The organism is Thermanaerothrix solaris (genome assembly GCF_032334255.1).
GTDB lineage: Bacteria > Chloroflexota > Anaerolineae > Anaerolineales > Anaerolineaceae > Thermanaerothrix > Thermanaerothrix solaris.
This window is the reverse complement of the sequence record NZ_JAUHMF010000001.1, coordinates 1,324,451-1,346,078: the sequence shown is the minus strand read 5'-3', so window position 1 is coordinate 1,346,078 and position 21,628 is coordinate 1,324,451. Positions and strand designations below refer to the sequence as shown.

The window sequence follows — 21,628 nt, the reverse complement described above, 5'->3', positions numbered from 1 at the left end:
GCGTTGAAAAAGTTGTGATATATTATTTTCAACACGCGGAGGGTATATGAAAGAGCGAATTCTGATTATCGAAGATGATGAAGCCATTCAGCGTATTCTCAAACGCGCACTGACCTATGAGGGTTATGTGGTAGAAGCGGCTTTGGATGGAGAGAGCGGCCTCAGGCTCTTCCGCGAGTCGCGCCCTGATTTGGTGGTTCTAGATTGGATGTTACCAGGTATTGATGGCCTGGAAGTATGTCAGCGCTTACGTGCGGCCAGCAAAGTGCCGATCTTGATGTTAACGGCCAAGGACACCGTACAGGATCGGGTGCAGGGCTTAGATGCTGGGGCAGATGATTACATCGTCAAGCCCTTCCAAGTAGAAGAATTTTTGGCCCGGGTGCGGGCCCTCTTGCGGCGCACCGAGGCTGAGCGGGCGCCCGTTTTGAAATTTGCGGACCTCGAATTAGACACACGTACCCGGCAAGCTCGCCGCGGGCAGCGGGTGATTTCACTGACGGCGCGCGAGTTCGACCTCTTAGAATTGTTCATGCGCCACCCCCGTCAGGTGTTGACGCGGGAGATGATCTTTGATCGTATCTGGGGATATGATTTCAGTGGCGAGAGCAATGTCCTGGATGTGTATATCCGCTACCTGAGACAAAAACTGGAAGCCGAAGGTGAACCCCGCTTGATCCATACCCTGCGCAGCGTGGGTTATGTTCTGCGCGAAACTGAAGAATAAATAATAAATGTCCCTGCGGTTTCGGCTCACCCTTCTCTACACCTCACTTTTAGGGGGTGTCTTGCTCATTATTGGGGGATTGGTCTATGTGTTGGTTGGTCAGACACTGCTCGGGGAGGTGGATGCGCGGCTGGCGCGAGCAGCAACCCAACTCATCAGCCGTTTACGCGTCAATGTGGCGAATCAGTTTGATCAGCGCACGGTAATCGGTTTTCAACCCCTGGAGAACTTATTTTTTCAAGTTTGGGATGCCGAAGGACAACTGCAAATCTCTCGTCCTTCTGCCTTAATGCGACCCCTAGATCCGGTGGGGTTGGGTTATGGTCGCCCGGTTTATCGCTCTGTCTCGAGTAATGAGATTCATTTACGCGTGCTCTCGGTACCCCTGCGGAGTAACCGCGGCCCGGTGGGGGTGCTTCAGGTAGCGTTAAGTTTAGACTTGTTGCTGGTCGCCCAACGCACGCTGGCGACGCTGTTGGTGACCATGTTCGTTCTAGCCGTGATTATTGTGGGTGTGGGGACTTGGTTGGGCACCGGCTATATATTGGCTCCGCTGCAGGTGGTAACCGAGGCGGCGTTACAAATCACGCGGGCGGATGACCTCTCGCGACGCATACCCCTGGCAGCGCAAGAAACCGATGTGGAGTTTCGGCAACTGATCACGGCTTTTAACACAACCTTGGAACGCCTGGAAAATCTCTTCCATGCCCAACGGCGCTTCCTGGCCGATGTAAGCCATGAACTGCGCACTCCCCTAACGGTCATTAAGGGTGAACTTGGGTTGATGCGTTTGACCGGGACGGTGGAACCCGAATCGGTGCAAACTCTTGAACAAGAAGTAGATCGTCTGACGCGTCTGGTGGGTGATCTATTGCTGATGGCCCAGGCTGAAGCTGGTTCTCTAACCCTTGACCGCCAACCCGTGGCGCTTGATAACCTGTTGCTTGAAGTTTACCAGCAGATGCAGCACCTGCTAAAAAACGGACGTTCACTGGATATTGCAGAGATTGAACCCATTACTTTTGTTGGTGACAAAGACCGCCTTAAGCAAGTCTTGATCAATTTGGTGGGCAATGCCATCAAATATACGCCGGCCGGGAGTGAAGTGCGGCTAGGACTGCGGCGTGTGGGCAGTGATATTCAGATTAGCGTAAGCGACAGCGGCCCGGGCATCCCCGAGGAAGATTTACCCCATATCTTTGAACGCTTTTATCGCGGGCGGAGTCAGAATGGCGAAAATGCGCCTTTTGGCTATGGGTTGGGTCTGGCGATTGCGCAACGCATTGTGCAGAGTCATGGGGGGTGGATCGAGGTACAATCCCGCCTGGGCCAAGGGACCACGTTCATTGTTCATTTACCTGCTGAGGGGCTGGCCCAAGATGGCGTCGAGCCCGATTCACCTTGAAGGTATCGGGCTCGCGCCAGGAGGAGAAGTAGGGGGTTATAGGAGGGTACGCGGATGATCTTCACTGTTACGGGCAGGGCGGGCGTTCAGGCTATGGTAGGTGGGCTCAGGGCGCGAGGGGTTGATGGTAGGGGTGGGCCGTGACGTCAGGTTGGCAGCCGGTGTGGGACGCGGGGCGAAGGATGAGGGAGCAACGGTAGGGTTGGTACTCGCAACGGGGCGTGAGCGGCGCAGGGGGGTGCGCAGCATGGGTTGATCTCCAGTGGAGAAGAGACGTTCACCGGCGACTGAAAGCGTCCCGATGATGAGGATGCGAATCACCCATACCATTATGGCAACGAAGATGGGTACAACCGTGATCAGTACGTCTCGATCAATGACGGAAGTGCTGGCCGGGGTATGGGAGACGATGGCCATGGAGACGCCCCACCAGGTTAGCAGAGCGTTGAACGTGGCGGCCAACAACCATGCCCCGAAGAGATACCAGACTTCTTTTGGCTCATAGGCCCCCTGCTCGGGGGTAAAGAGGCGGGCAATTCCGGCAAAATCAATGCCACAAAAGGCGAGGGCTAGAATAGTAGACCATTGGATGCCGGCGAAGGAAAGGCCACCTAAGAGATCGCGCAGGGCGTAATCGGTAGTGCTGTAGTTAAAGATCTCAAAGGCCAGCAGTGCGGTGAGGATGATGATACCGAAGACAAAACCCGGGCGCAGGCGCAAGCGCGCGAGCAGGTTTGAAAACCACCGACTGGGGGAAAGAGATTGAGTATCCATGAGGTTCTCCTTTTTTCCTTTTGGCCGTAATCGTAAATAACAGAGTTGTCTCGATTATAGAAAATATGTTCTATATTGTCAAGCGCCATAGGTGGCGAACGAAAAAAGGATGCCCCCAATTGTGGGGGCATAGGTGATAGCGTGGTGATTAAAGAAGCAGGGAACTAAAGGGAGATAACGCTTTTCTGGATAAGCAAATGGGTTAGGGCCCAACGCTAAGGGCAAAATCTTGCTGGTAGGACAATTCCCCTTTCCTGACCTGAACTTTTACTGACCAATTCCCACTCATGCTGAAATTGGCCCGAATGGCATAGCGCCCTTGTCCTTGTTCGACTGCATTCCCTTGCATCTCCATGCCGCTCATGCCGGTATGCTCGGCAGTCACCGTGATTTCAGCCCCTTCGAGGGCTTGGCCTTGGGCATCTTGAAGGGCTAGGATGATTTCCACCTCTCCCATCTTAGGGGGAGAAGGGGAGGTGGAGAGAGACAAAATAAGGGCCGGCGTAGGCGTTGGCATCGAGGGAGCGGAAGATGAGGTTGGCGAGCAGGCAATTACTGTGAGTGTAGAAACGAGTAAGAGAAAATACTTAAGAGCAGACATTGGGAATTCACCTCAGGGTTTGGTTTAAGGAGCCACATCAATGATCATCATAAGTCCCCCAGGGTCTACATTATCGTTGGTAGTGTGGTGCAAAATGTGGCAGTGAAACATCCATTGGCCGGGTTCGGTAGGGGTGAATTCGATATCGAAGCGCTGACCCGGGGCGATGCTAAGGGTATCCATGGTTTGCTGGGCGGTCTCAGGCACGGGGTGTCCATCAATGGCTATCACCTTGAAAGGAAAACCGTGTAAATGCATGGGGTGGATGAACTGCCCGATACCGATTAGGCGGAGGCGCACGGTCTGTCCAACTTTGATGTGGAGGGTTTCGGTGGCAGGGTAAGCCTTTCCGTTAATGGTGAAATAATTAGGTTCCATGCCGCTCATGGGCATAGCAGGATAGGTGACCCCATCCCGGACCAACCATTCTGAGAGCATCAGAGTGACATCCACATCTGGTTCGGGGCGTTGAGGGGCACGTGGTTCGATGATAAAGGGGCCATAAAGGCCCGCACTAACCTGGCGATCGCTTTCGTAGTGAGAGTGATAGATGAAAGTTCCAGCGGGTTTGGCTACAAATTCGTAGATAAAGGTCTCACCAGGTAGAATGGGTGCTTGGGTTACACCGGGTACGCCGTCCATAGCATTAGGCACTTCAACACCGTGCCAGTGAATCGTTGTGGGTTCTTCCAACCGGTTGGTGAAGATTATTTTTACCCGCTCGCCCTCAGTTACCTTGATCATTGAGCCGGGGATGGTTCCATTGTAGGTCATAGCGGTGACCAGTACGTCATCTAAAATTGGCCACCGCACCATCTGGGCAGTGAGTTCAAACACCTTGACCCCATTTTCGAGACGGTAGGATAGCGGTTGCCCCCCAATCGTTTGAGATGCTAGAGGGACGTTATTGTCCCCAATGGGCTGCATTCCATGGAGGTCGCTGAGCGGGGTCATTTCCCCTGGGGTAGGGGTAACCTCTAAGGGGGTGAGGATGGGCTTGGTAGGTTGGGGTGAAGATGGGGATGTGGTACATGCATTGATAAATATCATCCCAAATATGGAGGCTATCAATACGCCGATCCGAAGCATGGATGTTGGTCTCCTCAAAGGTCAAATTTTTTATAGTATATTTGGATATACATTATCTGAATATAGGCAATTTGGCTTAATTGCATGGGAGCCTTATGGCCTAGTGTTAGAGGGGAAAATTTTGCCGTGCCCCAACATAAAGCACTGCAAAGTTAGGTTAAAATCGGGGAGCAAACCTAGTTAGGGAGTCTGGATGACAATGAGTTTACAACCTGGATTGAGCAACGAATTGACTATCACGGTACAAGAGAGCGATTCAACGCGTGCGTTGGGGGATAATACACTGCCGGTGGTGTTGAGCACACCGCGCCTGATCGCCTATTTGGAACATACCGCGCATCATACGATCCTCCCGCACTTGGGGGAGGGGCAGACCAGTGTGGGGACATGGGTCAATGTGCGCCACCTAGCCGCCACGCCCCTGGGGATGCAGGTGCGCTTTTGGGCTGAGTTGATTGCTGTGGAAGGGCGGCGCCTGCGCTTCCGTGTGGAGGCTTGGGACGAAGTTGAGAAGGTTGCCGAAGGGGAACATGAGCGATTCATTATTGACCGCGCTCGCTTTGAAGAGCGTCTAGCGCAGAAGGAAGCCTTAAAAAATAAAAAATAAAAGGATCAGGGCAGGCCCGATGACATTATTGCGGTGCCTGCCCTGACGGAGATAGGGGGTTTTAGCCTTGAGGAAAGCGTTGGTAGCGCTGGACGTAGGCCACAATTCCCCCGGCTTCCAGGATTTGACGGAAAAATGGCGGGGGCGGGGGAAGTTGCCACAGGGTTGTGCCCACTCGCAGTTGCCAAGTGAGAGGGTCGAGCGTCGCGGAGTCACCATCCTGCACAGAGGCAACAATGTCGGGCGCTTCGAAAAGGGGCAAACCCAGGTTAATAGCGTTACGGAAGAAGATGCGGGCAAAAGAGACTGCAATGATGGCGGCAATCCCGCGTCTTTTGAGCGCTTCCGCGGCGTATTCCCGTGAAGAGCCACAGCCGAAGTTACGTCCGGCAACAATAATATCACCGACCTGGGCGTGAGCGGCGAACTCGGGGCGTGCCTCTATAAACGCGGCTGTAGCCAAATCGGCGTTGGGCCGCATATAAGGGGCATATCGTCCGGGAACGATTTGGTCCGTATCCACGTTATCACCGAATTTCCAAATGCGAGTCATGGGATTCCTCCGTATGAGCAAAATGGTTCAGTCTAAGGTGGCGGGGTCGGTGATGTAACCGGTGATCGCAGACGCTGCCGCGACAGCGGGAGAGGCTAGAAAGATGCGCGCTTCCGGCGACCCCATCCGCCCGCGGAAATTGCGGTTTCCGGTAGAGAGGCAGATATCGTCCTCACCCAAGACGCCATGATGACGCCCCATGCAGGGACCGCAACCGGGCGTGGTTAATACGGCGCCAGCCTCAATCAGCGTTTGGAGGCTGCCATCAGCCGCGGCACGAGTCAGGACTTGCTGTGAGGCCGGAGTAACGATGAACCGCACCCCGGGTGCCACGCGCCGCCCGCGTAAGATCCGTGCTGCGGTAGCCAAATCTTCGTATCGTCCATTGGTGCACGTGCCTAAAAAGATCACGCTGATGCGCTGGCCGTTGATCTCGTTGAGATCCACGACGTTTTCTACCGTATGGGGTAATGCAATCTGCGGTGGTAAATTTTCCAGGTTGAGGGTGATGGTGCGGGCATAATGGGCATCCTCATCCACGGTGAGCCATTCTGGGATAGGGAAATCAGCGCCCAGGCTGGGATCGGGGGGGAACAACCCGGCTTTTGCACCCACCTCTACCGCCATGCTGGCCAAGGTCTGGCGTTCGGCGAGGCTCATCCAGGGGGCGCCATGATACTCCACCGCCATATAGTTGGCACCATCCAATCCGATCTCGCGGCAAAGGCGCAACGCCAGGTCTTTGGCTTCCACCCATGGGCGGAAGCGCCCCTGCAAGATCACACGCAGGGTCTCGGGCACCCGCAGCCAGGTTTGGCCGGTAGCCCAGGCTAGGGCGATATCGGTTGAACCCATGCCACAACCAAAAGCACCCACGGCGCCGTATGCCGTGGAATGGGAGTCCGATCCGATGACCACCTTTCCAGGTGTGGCAATACGTTCCTCTACCAGAACTTGGTGGCAGATTCCGCGTCCAACTTCAAAGAGGCGAATGCCTTGTTCAGCGGCAAAGCGACGCACCCGATTCTGATCATTGGCGATGCTTACGGTTGCGGCAGGCACCACGTGATCCATGGTAAAGACCAGTTGTTGGGGGTCGGCCACGCGGGTGGCGCCCAACTGTTCGTGAAAGATTTTGAGGATAGAGGGGGTCAGCGAATCATGGGACATCACCACGTCTGGACGGATGACGACGAAATCACCTGCTTGGACGGGGTGTCCGGCGGCATGAGAGAGAATTTTTTCGCTCAGGGTTGGGCTCATGCAACACCTCCAGGGGTGAGTAAGGTAGGGTTCGATTCCAGGTTGTGGTAATGGGCCTGCCACAACATACGATCCACTTCATCCAGGGTCAGGGCCTGCACATCAGCCAGGGCTTTGATTTGGCGGGTGATCTCGCGAATTTGCTCATCGCTCAGGCTAACCCCGAGTTGCTCGGCGCGGTGACGGATGGCGTTCCACCCGGTCAGGCGGTGGGCAACGTGGATGTAACGGGTGAGACCAAAATCCTCCGGGCGCAGGACTTCGTAGGTGCTGGGATCGTTGAGCACGGCTTTAGCGTGAATGCCGGCTTTATGCGTAAATGCGGCAAACCCGGTGATGTAGTTGTTGAAAGGAATATCCACGCCAACGATCTCGGCTACCCGCCGATCTAGATGAACCAGCAGAGGTAGGTTGTATTTGGCAACTAAATGCGGGCTGGTGCCGTAGAGGCGGGCGATCAACCCCCCTAGGGGGGTGATGCCGTTGCGTTCGCCAATGCCCAGCACGCTGGTATCCACATGGGTCGCACCGGCTTCCAGGGCAGCATAGGCGTTGGCAATGGCGCACCCGGTATCGTTGTGCCCGTGAAATTCGATGTCGGCCCGAATGCGCTGGCGCAAGGCTGAGACTAAGGCATAAATCTGATGGGGCGTGCCGATGCCAATCGTGTCGGCGATGCCAACCCGATGCACGCCCATCTGATCTACGGCCTCGTAAATGCGGAAGAGATCGGCAGGGTCACTGCGCAGGCTGTCCTCAGTGCTAAAGCGCATTTCTACGCCCTGCGTGCTTAAGAAAGCCAGCACCTCTTGAGCGCGCTCGATAATCTCGTCAATCGTGAGATGATGGCTGAACTGACGCAACTTGGAGGAGGTACCGATGACCAGATCCACCCCTTGAACCCCGGTATCCACGGCGCGCTTGGCATCTTCGAGGTTGCAACGGACATGGGTGAGTACCTTGGCCTTTAGCCCCAGGCGGGCGAGCATCTGGCAGTCTTTTTCGCTTTGAGGCGAGGCGAGCGGGGTCGTTACCTCGATGTATTCGACCCCAAACGCGTCGAGCAATTGCGCAATTTCGACCTTTTGCTCTGGGGTGAAAAAGGCATTGACAAATTGCTCGCCTTCGCGAAGCGTTGAATCAATAATAAAGAAATGTTCTAAACTCATGGCCGACCTCCTCGGGTTGAAAAGGATATAAAAAAACCACCTCACCGGTGTCTGGTGAGGTGGTTTTCTGAGCCTAAAAGAGATTGAGCAAGCAGAACCCGCCAGACTACCGGTGGGGCGTCCGTTGGATCTTCTTGCTCTTCTTCAATTCGGAGATTATGATGGGAATTGTGGTATTCATGATTGGGCGCGATTATAGGGAATAGCGCCAATTTTGTCAAGAATTTAACCTTAAAAAATCCAAAAAGGCCCTTGACAGTCGTATCACTGCGTAGTAAATTTATGCCCAATGTTTAGCCAGACGTTCTTCACCCTGCCACGTTCCCGTCGTCCAAAGCCCACCTCCGCGCGGGAAGGCGGGGTTTTGTTGTTTGGTTAAACGTAGTCGTTGAATCCTAACACCAGCCCGAAAGAAAGAGACCCCTCCTTCCCGCTAAGGAGGGGCCTTATTTTATATATCTCAGGAGGACGTGATGGTAAAAGCGCAAGTTAATCGAGTCGTGCTGGCCTATTCAGGGGGATTGGATACCTCAGTGATTGTGCCCTGGCTGCGTGAGAATTATGGCTGTGAGGTGGTCTGCTTTACGGCGGACATTGGTCAGGGTGAGGAGTTAGAAGGTTTAGAGGAAAAGGCATTGCGTAGCGGGGCCAGCCGTTTGATCATCCGTGATCTCAAAGAAGAATTTGCGCGCGACTACCTGTTCCGTTTGTTGCGGGCTGGGGCGATTTATGAGCGTAAGTATTTGCTGGGCACTTCGATTGCGCGCCCGCTGATTGCTAAACACCAGGTGGATGTGGCGCACGAGGTGGGGGCAGATGCCGTAGCACACGGTGCTACCGGTAAAGGCAATGATCAGGTACGGTTTGAACTAACCTACATGGCGTTAGATCCGCGCTTGAAGGTGATTGCGCCCTGGCGTGAATGGGAGATCCGCTCGCGCCAAGATGCCATTCGTTATGCCCGCGAGCGCAATATCCCAGTGACGGCGACGGAAAAATCCATCTATAGCCGCGACCGCAACCTGTGGCACCTTTCTCATGAGGGCGGCCCACTGGAAGACCCCTGGAATGAGCCGGAAGAGGGAATGTATCTCATTTCTACCTCACCCGAAAGCGCGCCGGACGAGCCAGAATACATCGAGATTTCGTTTGAATCCGGCACGCCGGTGGCGGTGAATGGCGTCAGTATGTCGCCGGCGCAGATCATCCATCACCTCAACGCAGTGGGCGGACATCATGGCATTGGGCGGGTGGATTTGGTGGAAAGCCGCCTGGTGGGTATGAAATCACGCGGGGTTTATGAAACCCCTGGCGGCACGATCTTAATGGCAGCCCATCGCGAACTGGAATCCCTGGTTTTGGATCGGGATACACTGCACTTTAAGGACTTGGTGGCGCTCAAATACGCCGAACTGGTTTACAGTGGGATGTGGTTCTCCCCCTTACGCGAAGCCTTGGATGCCTTTGTGGATAGCACCCAGGGCCCGGTAACAGGCACGGTGCGCCTCAAACTCTATAAGGGCAACATTATCGTCGCTGGCCGCACCAGTCCCTTCAGCCTCTACCGCGAGGATTTTGCCACCTTTGGGCAGGATGATGTGTATAACCAGTCGGATGCCAAAGGGTTCATCAACTTGTTTGGTCTACCACTCAAAGTGCGTGCGTTAAACGGCTTGCCGGTCTCCGGATTGGAAATGCCCAGGCCGGATTACAGCCGCTTCAAACGGGATTAAGACGTTGATAGGAGGTCTTGGACCGATGGAAGACTCCTCTGCTTCTGCACCGCTATGGGTGGGGCGTTTTGAACAACCGATGGATGCGGCGGCCTGGGCGTTAAATGCCTCACTGGATGTGGATCGTCGCCTGGCACTGGAAGACGTGCGGGTCAACCAAGCCTGGGCAGAAGCACTGCATGAAGCAGGGGTGTTGAGCGCGGCAGAGCGCGATGCCATTGTGGCTGGTCTGGGAACGATTGCCCACGAGTTTCAAACCGGGACGTTTGTCTTCCGAGCCAGTGATGAAGACATTCACACTGCGGTTGAACGGCGCCTGCGCGAGTTGGTGGGCCCGCTGGGGGGCAAGATTGCCACCGGGCGCAGTCGTAATGATCTGGTAGCAACCGATTTTCGCCTCTGGCTGCTGGGGCAGTTACCGCATCTGGAAGAAAACCTTATCCAGGTGCAAATGGCTCTACTGACCCAGGCGGAGGCTAGCGGCGACATCTACCTGCCAGGTTATACCCACCTACAGCGCGCCCAACCGGTTCTGCTTGCCCACTGGTGGCTGTCTTTCTTTTGGATGTTGGAGCGAGATCGGCAGCGCCTGGGTGATCTCTACCCACGGGTGGCAGTGATGCCGATGGGGGCGGGGGCGTTGGCCGGTGCGGGCTTCCCGATTGACCGTGAGAAACTGGCCCAGCGTCTTGGCTTCCTCGCCGTCAGCCAGAACAGCCTCGATGCCGTGGCAGATCGGGATTTTGCAGCGGAGTTCCTTTTTGTTGCCGCCATGTTGGGAGTGCATCTCAGTCAGTTGGCTGAAATGGTTGTGCTCTTTTCCAGCCAGGAATTCGCCTTCTTGGAGTTGCCCGATAGATTTGCCACCGGTTCTAGCCTGATGCCGCAGAAGAAGAATCCGGACCTTTTTGAACTCACCCGGGCGAAGGCGGGGATCTTGCTGGGGCATCTGACGGCTCTCATGACGGTGTTAAAAGGGCTGCCGCTGGCCTATAACAAAGACCTGCAGGAAGATAAGGGCCAGGTGTTTGCAGCGATGGATACCCTGTTGGCTGTGTTGCCGGTATTGGCAGCCGCATTGCGAGCGATAAATGTCAATGCCGAGCACATGCAGGCAGCCGTGACTGACGAACTCATGGCAACAGATTTAGCCGACTATCTGGTGAAGCAGGGGCTGCCTTTCCGTGAAGCCCATGCGGTAGTGGGACGAGTGGTGCGAGAGGCGCTGGCATTGGGTCGCCCCATCACTGACTTGAGTGAGCAGGCCCTCCAGGCCATCCATCCTCTGTTGACCCGAAGCGCGCTGGCGATACTCGACCCCGTCCAAAGTTTGGCCCGTCGCAATCTGAGCGGCGGCAGCGGCCCTCAGGCGGTGGAAGCCCAATTACAAGCCGCTCGAGTGGTCTTAAACCAGCGACGTGTGCCCATTTTGCGTGAGAATGTGCGGTCAATCCGCACTTCTGAAACATCAATAGGGTTATAAATTTTCAAACAGGAGGTAAACGATGATGTCCACACATTGTCCTGAATGCGAAGCCGTGATTGAAGTCAATGAGGATGTGCAATTAGGCGAGATCCTAGTTTGCCCGGATTGTGGTGTGGATTTGGAGGTGACTGCGCTGGAGCCGTTCACCCTGGATCTGGCGCCGATGGAAGCCGAAGATTGGGGTGAATGAACCCCATTATCCTGGTGGTTAAGAGGTGTACCGATGAACCATCGTTTGCGGATTGGTGTACTTTATTCGCGTCTACGGGTGGAGGAAAAGTGGATTTTCGCCGCCTTAGAACAGCGCGGTGTGGATTATGAACGCTTGGATGATCGTTTCGTCCACTTTGACCTGGATAACCCCGGCCCATGGCTGCAGTACGATGCCATCTTGGAACGCAGCATCAGTTACGCACGTGGGTTATATGCCCTGCGCGTGCTCAACGCCTGGGGCATTCCAACCGTAAATACGGCCGCCGTGGCTGAGGTATGCGGTGATAAACTGGCCACGACGGCTGCCCTGACGCGTGCTGGCATCCCACAACCACGCACGGTGGTTGCCTTCACGGCAGAGGCAGCCTTGGAAGCGATTGAGCAGTTGGGGTATCCAGTGGTGCTCAAACCCGTGGTCGGTTCATGGGGACGCCTGCTTTCAAAGATCAATGATCGGGATGCCGCTGAGGCCATCCTGGAACATAAAGAGGTGCTGGGTTCCTATCAACACCAGATTTTCTATATCCAAGAATATATCGAGAAACCGGGACGAGACATCCGTGCGTTTGTCCTGGGTGATCGCACCGTAGCGGCGATTTACCGTAAATCCGAGCACTGGATTACCAACACTGCCCGCGGTGGACAGGGTGAGGTGTGCCCGATTACCTCGGAATTGGAAGATCTCTGCGGCCGTGCTGCAGCGGCGGTTGGTGGTGGTGTGCTTGCCATTGATATCCTGGAACATCCCGAGCGCGGATTGCTGGTTAACGAAATTAATCACACCATGGAGTTTCACACCACCGTGCCCACGACCGGCGTGGATATTCCGGGCATGATCGTGGACTACGTCCTGGCTGTGGCTCGCCAGCACACAGGGGTGCCGATATGATCCGTGCTGCCATTGTTGGTGCCTCCGGTTACGCTGGCGGTGAGGTGTTGCGGTTACTCCTGGATCACCCTGAGGTTGAGGTGGTGCAGGTAACCTCGCGCCGTCACCTGGGCGAATACGTCTATCAAGTGCATCCCAACCTGCGCAAGCGCACCACGCTCAAATTCAGTGACCCGGCTCAACTGGAAAGCGTAGATGTGCTCTTCCTTGCCCTGCCGCATGGGGAAGCCCAGCATCAGATTGACCGGTTAGCCGATTTGGCGACCTATATCATTGACCTTTCCGCCGATTTTCGCCTCAAGCGCGCGGAAGATTATGAACTCTGGTATGGCGCACCTCATGCAGCGCCGCACTGGCTGGGGCGTTTTGTCTATGGGTTGCCGGAACTTCATCGCGATGAACTGCGGAGCGCCCGTTATGCCAGCGGGGTAGGTTGTAATGCTACTGCCGCTAACTTGGCGTTATGGCCCTTGGTGCAGGCGGATTTGTTGGATTCTTCCTGCCCGGTGGTCGTTGAGATCAAGGTCGGATCCTCAGAAAGCGGTGCCGAGGGTAATGTGGGTAGTCATCACCCGGAGCGCAGTGGGGTCATTCGCACCTTTTCGCCCTTTGGACACCGCCATACCGCAGAGGTGATTCAGGAGATGGGGCTGAATAACGTGGTGCTGACGATGACGGCTGTGGATTTGGTGCGCGGCGCATTGGCCACGGCACACGCGCAAGTCAAGCCTGGGGTTACTCAGCGCGATTTATGGCGGGCTTACCGTGCGGTGGTTAATGAAAATCCATTTTTACGCCTGGTCAAAGAGCAACGCGGCATTTATCGGGTGCCGGAGCCCAAAATCCTGGCCGGCTCGAACTACGCTGACCTGGGTTTTGAACTGGATGAACGCACCGGGCATGTGGTTTCGATTTGTGCTCTGGATAACCTGATGAAAGGCGCTGCGGGTTCGGCGGTGCAGTGCATGAATCTAATGCTGGGTTGGGATGAAACCATGGGGTTAACCTTCCCGGGTTTGCATCCGATTTAATGTTTGCCAAAGGAGGTTGAAGACGTGGATAGCAATGGGCATCTGCAAACCCTGGTGGTTAAACTTGGGGGTACCGAAGGGGTTGATTTTGCAGCCATTTGCCAGGATGTGGTGACGTTGCAGCGCGAGGGCTGGCGGATGGTCCTGGTGCATGGCGGATCGGCAGAGGCGAATGCCCTGGGTGAGGCACTGGGGCATCCACCGCGTTTTGTCACGTCGCCCTCTGGGTTTACCTCGCGTTACACCGACCGCAAAACGCTGGAGATCTTTGCCGCCGCCGTCAACGGGCGGGTGAACACGTTGTTGGTCGAGCAGTTGCAGGCACTCGGGATCAATGCCCTGGGGCTGAGCGGGTTAGATGGGCGATTGTTGGTCGCACGCCGCAAGGAAGCGATTCGGATTATTGAGAACGGGCGGCAAAAAATCTTGCGCGATGATTACACTGGCACCATAGAAACGGTTAACGTTGCCCTGCTGCGCCTTTTGCTCACAGAGGGGTATGTACCGGTTGTAGCCCCCTTGGCACTCAGCCCGCAGGGTGAGGCGTTGAATGTGGATGCCGACCGCGCTGCGGCGATGATCGCCGCGGCTTTGCAGGCGGCGACGCTGGTGCTGTTGACAGGGGCGCCGGGGTTGTTGCGCGCATTTCCGGATGAGTCGTCCCTAATCCCTCGTTTGACCCTGGCCGAGATGGAACGGGCCTTAGGATATGCGGAGGGGCGGATGAAGAAAAAAGTTCTGGGCGCCCAAGAGGCATTGCGTGGTGGGGTGGGGCGCGTGATTATTGCCGACGGGCGGTATAACCAACCGTTATTAAAGGCTTTGCAAGGTGGAGGCACCTGGATTACCCCCTAAATAAGCACCTTGAAGGAGAAAGCGATGAGCACATTGACTATCAGCACGACCCAAGCCATTGAGGCCCGCCATACCTCGGGTCTTTATAACAAACAACCCATTACCCTGGTGCGGGGTGAGGGCGCGTGGTTATGGGACGAGCAGGGACGGAATTATATTGACTGCACCAGCGGGCAGGGGGTGGCCAATCTGGGGCACGGGCGGATCGAAATTGCGCGTGCCATTGCCGAGCAAGCCCAGCGCTTGATCACCTGTCCGGAGACCTTTTATAACGATCAGCGCGCAGCCCTGATGGAGGAACTGACAGCGCTTACACCGGGGTTGGATCGGGTGTTCTTCTGCAACTCGGGCACCGAATCTGTGGAGGCTGCAATTAAATTCAGCCGCTATAGCACCGGTCGCAAGCAGATCATCGCGACCATGCGCGGATTTCACGGGCGGACGATGGGTGCGCTTTCGGCGACTTGGAATAAGAAGTACCGTGAACCCTTTGAACCGTTGGTGCCCGGTTTTATCCATGTCCCCTACAACAACCTTGAGGCGCTGCAGGCGGCTATCAGTGAGGAAACGGCCGCTGTGATCCTGGAAGTGGTGCAGGGCGAAGGTGGGGTTTATCCTGGTGACCCAGAATATTTACGAGGTGTTCAGGCCCTCTGCCGTGAGCGTGGTGCTTTGCTCATCATTGATGAAGTGCAAACCGGCTTTGGTCGTACCGGGCGTATGTTTGCCTATCAGCACTATGATTTGCAACCCGATTTGCTTTGTGTGGCCAAGTCTTTAGCCGGTGGGTTGCCGATGGGTGCTGTACTGATGGGGGAACGGGTGCGGGCGCTTAGCCCCGGGTTACACGGCTCGACCTTTGGCGGCAACCCGCTGGCCTGCGCGGCAGCGCGGGCGGCGCTACGCATCCTGCAACGCGAGGATCTGCCAGCCCAAGCAGCGCGCAAAGGGGCTTATTTTATGGAACGCTTACGCCAAATCCGATCTCCCCTCATTCGCGAAATCCGCGGCTTGGGGTTGATGATCGGCGTAGAATTGAAACAGAAGGTCGCCCCATTTCTGGCACTGATGCAGGAACGCGGCGTTCTGGCGCTTTCCGCCGGATTAAATGTGATCCGTTTTTTGCCCCCTCTGGTCATTCGCGAAGCCCAACTGGACCGCGTTGCCGAGACGTTGGAAGAAGTACTGGCGCTGGAACCGGTCGCCGCTGAGGAGGCAGGGGAGAATGGCCGCTGATCTTTCTTGGCGTGAGCCTGGCCTGGACACGCTGGTGGGGCTGTTGGAACGTTACAGCCCAACCGGTGCGGAATCTGAAGCGGTGTCTTGGCTGGTCGAGCGCATGCGCACCCTTGGGTTCAGCACCGCCACCGTGGATGAAATCGGCAACGTAGTGGGTTGGATCGGCGAAGGCGGGTACCAAGTGATGTTATTAGGGCACATTGATACCGTCCCGGGTGAGATTCCGATCCGCCTGGAAGACGGTCGCCTTTATGGCCGCGGCGCGGTGGATGCCAAGGGACCATTGGCGGCTTTTGTGGATGCCGTAGCCCGCGTAGGCGAGATGCCAGGGATACAGTGGATAGTGATCGGTGCCGTCGGTGAAGAAGGCGATTCGCGCGGTGCGCGCTATTTGCTCCCCCGCTATCGGCCTCATCTACTCATCATCGGTGAGCCAAGCGGCTGGGAGCGTCTGACCTTGGGTTACAAGGGCAGTGCCTGGGTTCAGATCACGGCACGGCGTACCCTTGCCCATACCGCGGCGCCAGTCGAAAGTGCTTGCGAAGCCGCAGTGGACATTTGGGCGCGCCTGAAGCAGCGGGTGCTGGCCTTTAACCAAGGCCGGGAGGGCGCTTTTGATCAACTATTGGCTACCTTGCGGCGGATGGAATCGGGTTCAGATGGTTTTGAGGAATGGGCACGTGTGCAGGTTGGTTTACGCCTTCCACCGGAGTTGGAGCGGCCAACTCTGGATAAGATGTTAAAAGAAGTCGCCGATGGTGCAACTTATGTGATTGAGGATTTTATTCCCGCTTATCGAGCAGAGAAAAACACCCCCCTGGTGCGGGCATTCTTAGCCGCCATTCGCGCGCGGGGAGGCAAGCCCTCATTTACACTCAAATCGGGCACCTCAGACATGAATCTGGCGGCGCCTGCGTGGGGTTGTCCAACCCTGGCATATGGGCCGGGAGACTCCAGCCTCGATCACACGCCGCAGGAACACATCCTGGTTGAGGAATATCTTAAGGCCGTAGATGTTCTTGCCGACGCTTTGCGAGGTCTTGCTTCATCCCATTTGTCACTCCGGGAATAACTTCGCATAGATTTCGGGTGCAAAGCGCTGAACCATCTCGGCGGAGAGGCTGTTCGTTTTGCAAATCTCGGCATATAAATCCACACTGGGGCGGCGAATGCGGCGCTGGGTTTCAACCTCCAGCCCCCACAGGCCGAAGCGCTGCGTCCAGCCGCGTTCCCATTCGAAGTTATCCACCAGCGACCAGTGAAAATACCCCTTGATTTGCCAGTTGAAATTAACGGCGCGCCAGACCTGGTGAAGGTGCTGGATCAAATAGCGGGGGCGCAGATCGTCATCGGCATCTTCGACCCCGTTTTCGGTAATGATAATAGGTAATCCATAGCGCTTTGCCCAGGCCAATCCCTCATAGATGCCCTCTGGGACGTTAGCCAGGAAGCCGGTATCGCTTAATTCCGCCTCTTGGGGGTATCGAGCGGTGTAGAAGAAACCGGTCTTGGAGAAGGGGTTGAATGAGATCAGGTCACGTGAATAATAATTGAGGCCAAAGAAGTCCTGGGTCTTCACCGCGGCCGGAATCTCGGCGCGAAAGGTGGCAAAGCGCAGTCTGCCGTGGGTGATGGCTTCGGGGAAGGCGGCGTTAAAGCCCTGGTGGAGGAAATTGGCTATCCAGGTGTCGAGGGGAAACCATGGGCGCGCGGGGCGAAAACTGCGATAATTCAGGGCGATGCCCACCCGCGCTGTCTTTTGAATGCGATGAATGGCTTGATACGCCGCGGCGTGACCTTTGACCAGATTGACCAGCACCTGAAATGCTGTGCGCAGGTCGTTTTTGCCGGGCGGAAAACCGCCGCCCAGATAACCGCCATAAACATAAACGTTTGGTTCGTTGATGGTGACCCACAACGAAACGTAATCTTTCAGCGCTTCGACAACTTTCGCTACGTAGCGTTCGAAGTAATGCGGAGCTTCTTCATTTTCCCAGCCCCCTTGTTCATATAACCAGATGGGATCGGTGAAATGGTGAAGGGTGACCAGTGGAGTCATATTGCGCTGGTAAAGCCCGCGGATCATCTCACGATAGTAGTCAAGCGCATCTTCATCCCAGCGCTCCGGAGTGGGTTGAATTCGGCTCCACTCGATGGAAAGGCGGTGGGCATTTTGCCCGGTTTCTGCCGCGCGGTCGAAATCCTCACGCCAGCGCCCACCCCACCAATCACAGGCTAGTCCAGAACGATGGCCATGGAGGATGCGTCCAGGTTCATTCTCCCATTGGTACCAGTTGTTGTTGGTGTTGTTTCCTTCCACTTGATGGGAGGAAGTGGCGGTGCCCCAAAGAAATCCGGTGGGGAAGTAGTAGGTTGCGCTTGGTGGCATGACAGGTTTCTCCCGGTATCAGGGTTGTCAACTGAGATTATTATATCCTGACCGCAGATGGGCAGGCTTCGTTTATAATACCCATGATCATGGAAGATAGCCTCAGTGCTACAGTTGGACGCCTGCTACGCCAGCGCGGTTTATACCTGGTAACCGCCGAATCATGCACGGGTGGTTTATTGGGCCACCTTATTACGAATGTGCCCGGATCGTCGGACTATTTCCTGGGCGGGGTGGTTGCCTATGCCGATTCGGTCAAGCAGGCTTTGCTGGGTGTACGGGCTGAGACATTGGCGCAGTTTGGCGCGGTGAGCCGCGAGACAGTCCTTGAAATGGCACGTGGTGTGCGCGAACGTCTTTGCCCGCCTGGTGAAAACATGGCGCGCTTGATCGGTGTGGCCATCAGTGGCATTGCCGGTCCTGGCGGTGGCACCGCGGAGAAACCGGTTGGATTTACTTGGATTGCTTTGAGCACCCCAGATGGAGATGGGGCATGCTCGTATCAGTGGAGTGGTCAACGGCTGCAGAACAAACATGCCTCAGCGGAGCAAGCCCTGCGCCTGGTATTGGCTTATTTGGAGGGGCATGGCTTACCGACGGGTTGAGGTGATTTTACGGACGCAAGGCGAACGTCAACTCCCATGGATGGTTGTTCAACAGGGGCAGGTCTATCCCATTACCGAGTGGGGTCGGGCGTGGGTGGATTGGGACGGCGAACATTACCTGATTCACCTTGGAGGTAGGGCCTGCGAATTATGGCATAACACGGCTGAAGCGGCGTGGTATTTAAGGCATCTTACCGAGCCGATACAACCGGCTTAAAGGAGGAGATCCCGTGGGCGAATCCAAACGGATCTTGATTCTGACCGCTGATGCGGGTTTTGGTCATCGCAGCGCGGCCAATGCAGTTGCTGCTGCCATCCAGGAACGTTATGGGGATCAATGTGAGGTGCATATCCTGAACCCGTTAGAGGATAAGCGTGTCCCGTTTGTGTTGCGTGAGAGTCAGGCCGATTATGATATTCTGGTGCGCAAAGCCCCCGAACTCTATCGCCTGGGTTTTGAGGTCTCGGATGCCATGTTACCCAGTGCGGTTGTCGAAGGGGCATTGACGGTAATGCTCTTCGAGGTGCTGTGGGATGTGGTGCATGACTATCGTCCGGACGCAATTCTGACCACCTACCCCCTTTATCAAGCGCCGCTAACGGCGGTTTTTACGATCTCACGGCGTTTTATCCCTCTTTTGACGGTGATCACGGATCTCGTAACCGTGCATCGTTTGTGGTTTCATGATCGTGTAGATTACTGCTTGGTGCCTACACAGGCGGTTTATGATCTGGCGTTGGAATACGGTTTATCGCCGCAAAAAGTGCGCCTTACCGGTATCCCGGTTCATCCCCGCTTTGCCCAGGAAACGCGTCCCAAAGCCGAGATCCGCCATGAGTTGGGCTGGCAGCCTGACTTATTTACAGTGATGGCGGTGGGTAGTCGGCGCGTTGCTGGGCTTACAGATGTACTCCACGTGCTGAATCACTTTGGCGCACCCCTGCAGGTGGTCGTTGTTGCGGGGAAGGACGAGGAACTCTACACCGAATTGCAGCAGGTTGAATGGCACGTGCCGGCGTTTCTATACCTATACACAACCGAGATGCCCACTTTCATGCATGCAGCCGATTTGTTAATCTCCAAGGCCGGTGGCTTAACTGTCACCGAAGCCCTGGCCAGCGGTCTGCCCATGGTATTAATTGACGTCATCCCCGGTCAGGAGACCGGAAACATGCAGTATGTGGTGCAGAATGGGGCGGGGGATTGGGCTGAACAACCCCTTCAATTTCTGGAAGTCTTAGCCCATCTTCTGCACCATGACCGCGCTTTATTGCGTCAACGTGCCGAAAATGCCAGGCGCCTGGGACGACCCTGGGCGGCGTATAACGTGGCTGAGCTGGTATGGGAGGCGGCGCAAACTGGGCCGGTGCGCAAGGCGGGAAACCGGTTAGCAGGACGACGATCATTGCTTGATCTGTTGCGGCGCAATCAGGTTCATTGGAACGAGGTCACGGAGGTGGAGGAGGCGGAATGAACCGGGCGGATGCCGTGGTCATCATTTCGGCCCAAGCGGAATGGGAGGTGGTAAGGGACGTCTATACGACTTTAGAAATTAAGAAGACCCCCTTTGGTGAGTTCGGTGAGACCACGATGGAAGGTTTGAAGGTGGTCTTGATGCATGGGGGTTGGGGAAAGATTGCGGCAGCGGCGTCGGCCCAGTACGCACTTGATCGGTGGCGACCCCGTTTGCTGATTAACCTGGGCACATGTGGCGGGATTGCCGGGCAGGTGCAAAAAGGGGAAATCCTCTTGGTGGAACAGACGGTGGTTTACGATATCTGCGAGCGGATGGGTGATCCGCAAGAAGCGCTGGATTTCTACACCACTTGTTTAGATCTTTCTTGGATAGGAGACGCACTGCCGGTACCGGTGCGTCGGGTGCGCCTTCTCTCTGCTGACCATGACCTGGATCCTGGGGAAGTGCCGACATTGCGAGAGCGTTTTCAGGCCGTAGCGGTGGACTGGGAAAGTGGTGCCATTGCCTGGGTGGCGGCGCGTAATCATTGCCCTTGCCTCATCTTGCGGGGTGTCAGCGATTTGGTAGATGAGACGCGCGGCGAGGCCTACGCGGCTCTTTCCGTGTTTCAACATGGTGCAGAGACCGTAATGCGCACGTTGCTGTCGGCACTCCCGGCATGGCTTTCTCTAGGGCTGAAGGCGCAAATGTCAAAGCCGCTCTGATCTTAGACCTCTGTTATATCGTGACAATTTTCACTATATTTTGGTGCGGGTTGTCTATAGTCTGGGTTTGAGGTCAATGATATACTGGGCAAATAAGAGCGATAAAGTAAAATTGCTTCGATGCGAGTTCAATCTAGGGTTCTCACCGTAAATTAATCTTGCCATGGCATAATTAGGCCGGATACCCTGGGCTAGACAAGAATATCGGTTTACCCATAGGAGGTCAGATGGATCAGTCGGCTGTTGGAACTCCCGTGCGAAGCGGAAATCGGGCAAAATTCTTAATCGGTGGTCTATTGATTGTGGCGGCAATCATTTATCTCATTGTTTCGTCCACCCAGGCCAGTGCGCAATATTTTCTCACGGTAGATGAACTCAATGCCAGGGCTGGGGAGGTGAGAGGCCGCGAAGTGCGCATCTCGGGGGCGGTGCTTGGGGATACTATTCAGTATGACCCGCAATCATTGCAGTTAAGTTTTGAGATTGCCCATGTCCCTGGTGATAATAAAGAGATTGAGGCGCAGGGTGGCTTAGCCGCCGTTCTTCACGCTGCGGTTTCCGATCCCACGCGAGCGCGGATAAAGGTGGTATATCACGGGGTGAAGCCCGACTTGCTGCGTCACGAAGCCCAGGCGATTGTAACCGGCCGTCTGGGTGAGGATGGTGTGTTTTACGCTGAGGAGTTATTGCTCAAATGCCCGACCAAATATGAAGAAGCCCTGCCGGAGCAGGCCGGCAATTGATCCCCCTTATTTACCCTAGCGGATGGGCTCATTTTATAAATAAAAGCCATCCGCTAGTGTTTACCGGCTGGGAGT

Annotated in this window: 23 protein-coding genes; 16 read left to right on the top strand and 7 right to left on the bottom strand. The window is 55.6% G+C overall.

Annotated features, from left to right (window positions below):
• Positions 1 to 46: 46 nt before the first annotated feature.
• Together QYE77_RS06260 and QYE77_RS06255 are read left to right on the top strand one after the other, a co-directional pair.
• Positions 47 to 727 carry a response regulator transcription factor gene (locus QYE77_RS06260; protein WP_315624518.1) on the top strand — a complete coding sequence of 227 codons (681 nt, stop codon included), beginning with the start codon at positions 47 to 49 and terminating at the stop codon, positions 725 to 727.
• Positions 728 to 734: 7 nt separating this feature from the next.
• Entirely contained in the window at positions 735 to 2,132 is a 1,398-nt protein-coding gene (locus tag QYE77_RS06255; RefSeq protein ID WP_315624517.1) for a sensor histidine kinase, read from the top strand.
• 36 nt (positions 2,133 to 2,168) lie between these two features.
• On the opposite strand, the gene QYE77_RS06250 is transcribed toward QYE77_RS06255, so the two are convergent.
• The 3 genes from QYE77_RS06250 to QYE77_RS06240 all read right to left on the bottom strand — a co-directional run bounded on the left by QYE77_RS06250 (position 2,169) and on the right by QYE77_RS06240 (position 4,596).
• Positions 2,169 to 2,906, bottom strand: coding sequence for a hypothetical protein (locus QYE77_RS06250; protein ID WP_315624516.1), 738 nt, complete (start codon positions 2,904 to 2,906; stop codon positions 2,169 to 2,171).
• Positions 2,907 to 3,108: 202 nt separating this feature from the next.
• Positions 3,109 to 3,423 carry a FixH family protein gene (locus QYE77_RS06245; protein WP_315624916.1) on the bottom strand — a complete coding sequence of 105 codons (315 nt, stop codon included), beginning with the start codon at positions 3,421 to 3,423 and terminating at the stop codon, positions 3,109 to 3,111.
• A gap of 108 nt (positions 3,424 to 3,531) precedes the next feature.
• A complete protein-coding gene (locus QYE77_RS06240; protein WP_315624515.1) occupies positions 3,532 to 4,596 on the bottom strand; it encodes a multicopper oxidase family protein in 1,065 nt (354 codons plus the stop codon).
• A 199-nt stretch (positions 4,597 to 4,795) separates the two neighbouring features.
• Here QYE77_RS06240 and QYE77_RS06235 point away from each other — a divergent pair, with 199 nt between their 5' ends.
• Positions 4,796 to 5,203 carry a thioesterase family protein gene (locus tag QYE77_RS06235; protein WP_315624514.1) on the top strand — a complete coding sequence of 136 codons (408 nt, stop codon included), beginning with the start codon at positions 4,796 to 4,798 and terminating at the stop codon, positions 5,201 to 5,203.
• A 61-nt stretch (positions 5,204 to 5,264) separates the two neighbouring features.
• On the opposite strand, the gene QYE77_RS06230 is transcribed toward QYE77_RS06235, so the two are convergent.
• From QYE77_RS06230 to lysS, 3 genes are read right to left on the bottom strand one after another with little or no spacing between them, the layout of a single operon-like run.
• Positions 5,265 to 5,756: a 3-isopropylmalate dehydratase small subunit gene (locus QYE77_RS06230; RefSeq protein WP_315624513.1), complete on the bottom strand. Its 492-nt coding sequence runs from the start codon at positions 5,754 to 5,756 to the stop codon at positions 5,265 to 5,267.
• A 27-nt stretch (positions 5,757 to 5,783) separates the two neighbouring features.
• On the bottom strand, positions 5,784 to 7,019 hold the full coding sequence (locus QYE77_RS06225) for a 3-isopropylmalate dehydratase large subunit (protein ID WP_315624512.1): 1,236 nt from the start codon (positions 7,017 to 7,019) through the stop codon (positions 5,784 to 5,786).
• A complete protein-coding gene (lysS, locus tag QYE77_RS06220) occupies positions 7,016 to 8,188 on the bottom strand; it encodes a homocitrate synthase (protein ID WP_315624511.1) in 1,173 nt (390 codons plus the stop codon). The genes QYE77_RS06225 and lysS overlap by 4 nt, the downstream gene beginning before the upstream one ends.
• A 473-nt stretch (positions 8,189 to 8,661) precedes the next feature.
• On the opposite strand from lysS, the gene QYE77_RS06215 reads away from it, so the two are divergent.
• Genes QYE77_RS06215 through QYE77_RS06180 form a run of 8 tightly spaced genes read left to right on the top strand, consistent with a single transcriptional unit; the run spans position 8,662 to position 16,706 of the window.
• Entirely contained in the window at positions 8,662 to 9,921 is a 1,260-nt protein-coding gene (locus QYE77_RS06215; RefSeq protein ID WP_315624510.1) for an argininosuccinate synthase, read from the top strand.
• Between the two features lie 25 nt (positions 9,922 to 9,946).
• Positions 9,947 to 11,404: an argininosuccinate lyase gene (argH, locus tag QYE77_RS06210; protein WP_315624509.1), complete on the top strand. Its 1,458-nt coding sequence runs from the start codon at positions 9,947 to 9,949 to the stop codon at positions 11,402 to 11,404.
• A gap of 22 nt (positions 11,405 to 11,426) precedes the next feature.
• Positions 11,427 to 11,597: a lysine biosynthesis protein LysW gene (lysW, locus tag QYE77_RS06205; RefSeq protein WP_315624508.1), complete on the top strand. Its 171-nt coding sequence runs from the start codon at positions 11,427 to 11,429 to the stop codon at positions 11,595 to 11,597.
• A 45-nt stretch (positions 11,598 to 11,642) separates the two neighbouring features.
• Positions 11,643 to 12,509, top strand: a complete 867-nt coding sequence (lysX, locus tag QYE77_RS06200) for a lysine biosynthesis protein LysX (protein ID WP_399389910.1) — start codon at positions 11,643 to 11,645, stop codon at positions 12,507 to 12,509.
• Complete coding sequence (argC, locus tag QYE77_RS06195; RefSeq protein WP_315624506.1) at positions 12,506 to 13,540, top strand: N-acetyl-gamma-glutamyl-phosphate reductase; 1,035 nt, start codon at positions 12,506 to 12,508, stop codon at positions 13,538 to 13,540. Before lysX ends, argC begins: the two co-directional genes overlap by 4 nt.
• A 24-nt stretch (positions 13,541 to 13,564) precedes the next feature.
• Positions 13,565 to 14,395 (top strand): [LysW]-aminoadipate kinase, encoded by an 831-nt coding sequence (locus QYE77_RS06190; protein WP_315624505.1) that lies wholly within the window; start codon positions 13,565 to 13,567, stop codon positions 14,393 to 14,395.
• 24 nt (positions 14,396 to 14,419) lie between these two features.
• Entirely contained in the window at positions 14,420 to 15,631 is a 1,212-nt protein-coding gene (locus QYE77_RS06185; protein WP_315624504.1) for an aspartate aminotransferase family protein, read from the top strand.
• Positions 15,621 to 16,706 (top strand): [LysW]-lysine hydrolase, encoded by a 1,086-nt coding sequence (locus tag QYE77_RS06180; protein WP_315624503.1) that lies wholly within the window; start codon positions 15,621 to 15,623, stop codon positions 16,704 to 16,706. The genes QYE77_RS06185 and QYE77_RS06180 overlap by 11 nt, the downstream gene beginning before the upstream one ends.
• Here QYE77_RS06180 and QYE77_RS06175 read toward each other — a convergent pair.
• The gene (locus QYE77_RS06175; protein WP_315624502.1) at positions 16,692 to 18,023 is read right to left on the bottom strand and encodes a glycoside hydrolase family 1 protein; all 1,332 of its coding nucleotides are present in this window, start codon (positions 18,021 to 18,023) and stop codon (positions 16,692 to 16,694) included. The genes QYE77_RS06180 and QYE77_RS06175 overlap by 15 nt on opposite strands.
• An 89-nt stretch (positions 18,024 to 18,112) precedes the next feature.
• Between QYE77_RS06175 and QYE77_RS06170 the strand changes: the two genes are divergently transcribed.
• The 5 genes from QYE77_RS06170 (at position 18,113) to QYE77_RS06150 (ending at position 21,553) form a co-directional block, all read left to right on the top strand.
• Positions 18,113 to 18,628 carry a CinA family protein gene (locus tag QYE77_RS06170; RefSeq protein WP_315624501.1) on the top strand — a complete coding sequence of 172 codons (516 nt, stop codon included), beginning with the start codon at positions 18,113 to 18,115 and terminating at the stop codon, positions 18,626 to 18,628.
• The gene (locus QYE77_RS06165; protein ID WP_315624500.1) at positions 18,609 to 18,845 is read left to right on the top strand and encodes a hypothetical protein; all 237 of its coding nucleotides are present in this window, start codon (positions 18,609 to 18,611) and stop codon (positions 18,843 to 18,845) included. Before QYE77_RS06170 ends, QYE77_RS06165 begins: the two co-directional genes overlap by 20 nt.
• Before the next feature lie 13 nt (positions 18,846 to 18,858).
• Positions 18,859 to 20,103, top strand: a complete 1,245-nt coding sequence (locus tag QYE77_RS06160; protein WP_315624499.1) for an MGDG synthase family glycosyltransferase — start codon at positions 18,859 to 18,861, stop codon at positions 20,101 to 20,103.
• Positions 20,100 to 20,810, top strand: coding sequence for a 5'-methylthioadenosine/S-adenosylhomocysteine nucleosidase family protein (locus QYE77_RS06155; protein ID WP_315624498.1), 711 nt, complete (start codon positions 20,100 to 20,102; stop codon positions 20,808 to 20,810). The genes QYE77_RS06160 and QYE77_RS06155 overlap by 4 nt, the downstream gene beginning before the upstream one ends.
• A gap of 227 nt (positions 20,811 to 21,037) precedes the next feature.
• On the top strand, positions 21,038 to 21,553 hold the full coding sequence (locus tag QYE77_RS06150) for a cytochrome c maturation protein CcmE (RefSeq protein ID WP_315624497.1): 516 nt from the start codon (positions 21,038 to 21,040) through the stop codon (positions 21,551 to 21,553).
• The last annotated feature ends 75 nt before the right edge of the window (positions 21,554 to 21,628 follow it).

Bases quoted from the DNA above. Each gene is read 5' to 3' on its own strand.
- QYE77_RS06215 (WP_315624510.1), top strand. From the start codon at position 8,662: ATGGTAAAAGCGCAAGTTAATCGAGTCGTGCTGGCCTATTCAGGGGGA.
- lysW (WP_315624508.1), top strand. From the start codon at position 11,427: ATGATGTCCACACATTGTCCTGAATGCGAAGCCGTGATTGAAGTCAAT.
- QYE77_RS06255 (WP_315624517.1), top strand. From the start codon at position 735: ATGTCCCTGCGGTTTCGGCTCACCCTTCTCTACACCTCACTTTTAGGG.
- QYE77_RS06180 (WP_315624503.1), top strand. From the start codon at position 15,621: ATGGCCGCTGATCTTTCTTGGCGTGAGCCTGGCCTGGACACGCTGGTG.
- QYE77_RS06240 (WP_315624515.1), bottom strand. From the start codon at position 4,596: ATGCTTCGGATCGGCGTATTGATAGCCTCCATATTTGGGATGATATTT.
- QYE77_RS06170 (WP_315624501.1), top strand. From the start codon at position 18,113: ATGGAAGATAGCCTCAGTGCTACAGTTGGACGCCTGCTACGCCAGCGC.
- QYE77_RS06230 (WP_315624513.1), bottom strand. From the start codon at position 5,756: ATGACTCGCATTTGGAAATTCGGTGATAACGTGGATACGGACCAAATC.
- argH (WP_315624509.1), top strand. From the start codon at position 9,947: ATGGAAGACTCCTCTGCTTCTGCACCGCTATGGGTGGGGCGTTTTGAA.
- QYE77_RS06225 (WP_315624512.1), bottom strand. From the start codon at position 7,019: ATGAGCCCAACCCTGAGCGAAAAAATTCTCTCTCATGCCGCCGGACAC.
- argC (WP_315624506.1), top strand. From the start codon at position 12,506: ATGATCCGTGCTGCCATTGTTGGTGCCTCCGGTTACGCTGGCGGTGAG.
- QYE77_RS06260 (WP_315624518.1), top strand. From the start codon at position 47: ATGAAAGAGCGAATTCTGATTATCGAAGATGATGAAGCCATTCAGCGT.
- QYE77_RS06185 (WP_315624504.1), top strand. From the start codon at position 14,420: ATGAGCACATTGACTATCAGCACGACCCAAGCCATTGAGGCCCGCCAT.
- QYE77_RS06150 (WP_315624497.1), top strand. From the start codon at position 21,038: ATGGATCAGTCGGCTGTTGGAACTCCCGTGCGAAGCGGAAATCGGGCA.
- QYE77_RS06155 (WP_315624498.1), top strand. From the start codon at position 20,100: ATGAACCGGGCGGATGCCGTGGTCATCATTTCGGCCCAAGCGGAATGG.
- QYE77_RS06165 (WP_315624500.1), top strand. From the start codon at position 18,609: ATGGCTTACCGACGGGTTGAGGTGATTTTACGGACGCAAGGCGAACGT.
- QYE77_RS06250 (WP_315624516.1), bottom strand. From the start codon at position 2,906: ATGGATACTCAATCTCTTTCCCCCAGTCGGTGGTTTTCAAACCTGCTC.
- QYE77_RS06245 (WP_315624916.1), bottom strand. From the start codon at position 3,423: ATGCCAACGCCTACGCCGGCCCTTATTTTGTCTCTCTCCACCTCCCCT.
- lysS (WP_315624511.1), bottom strand. From the start codon at position 8,188: ATGAGTTTAGAACATTTCTTTATTATTGATTCAACGCTTCGCGAAGGC.
- QYE77_RS06175 (WP_315624502.1), bottom strand. From the start codon at position 18,023: ATGCCACCAAGCGCAACCTACTACTTCCCCACCGGATTTCTTTGGGGC.
- QYE77_RS06235 (WP_315624514.1), top strand. From the start codon at position 4,796: ATGAGTTTACAACCTGGATTGAGCAACGAATTGACTATCACGGTACAA.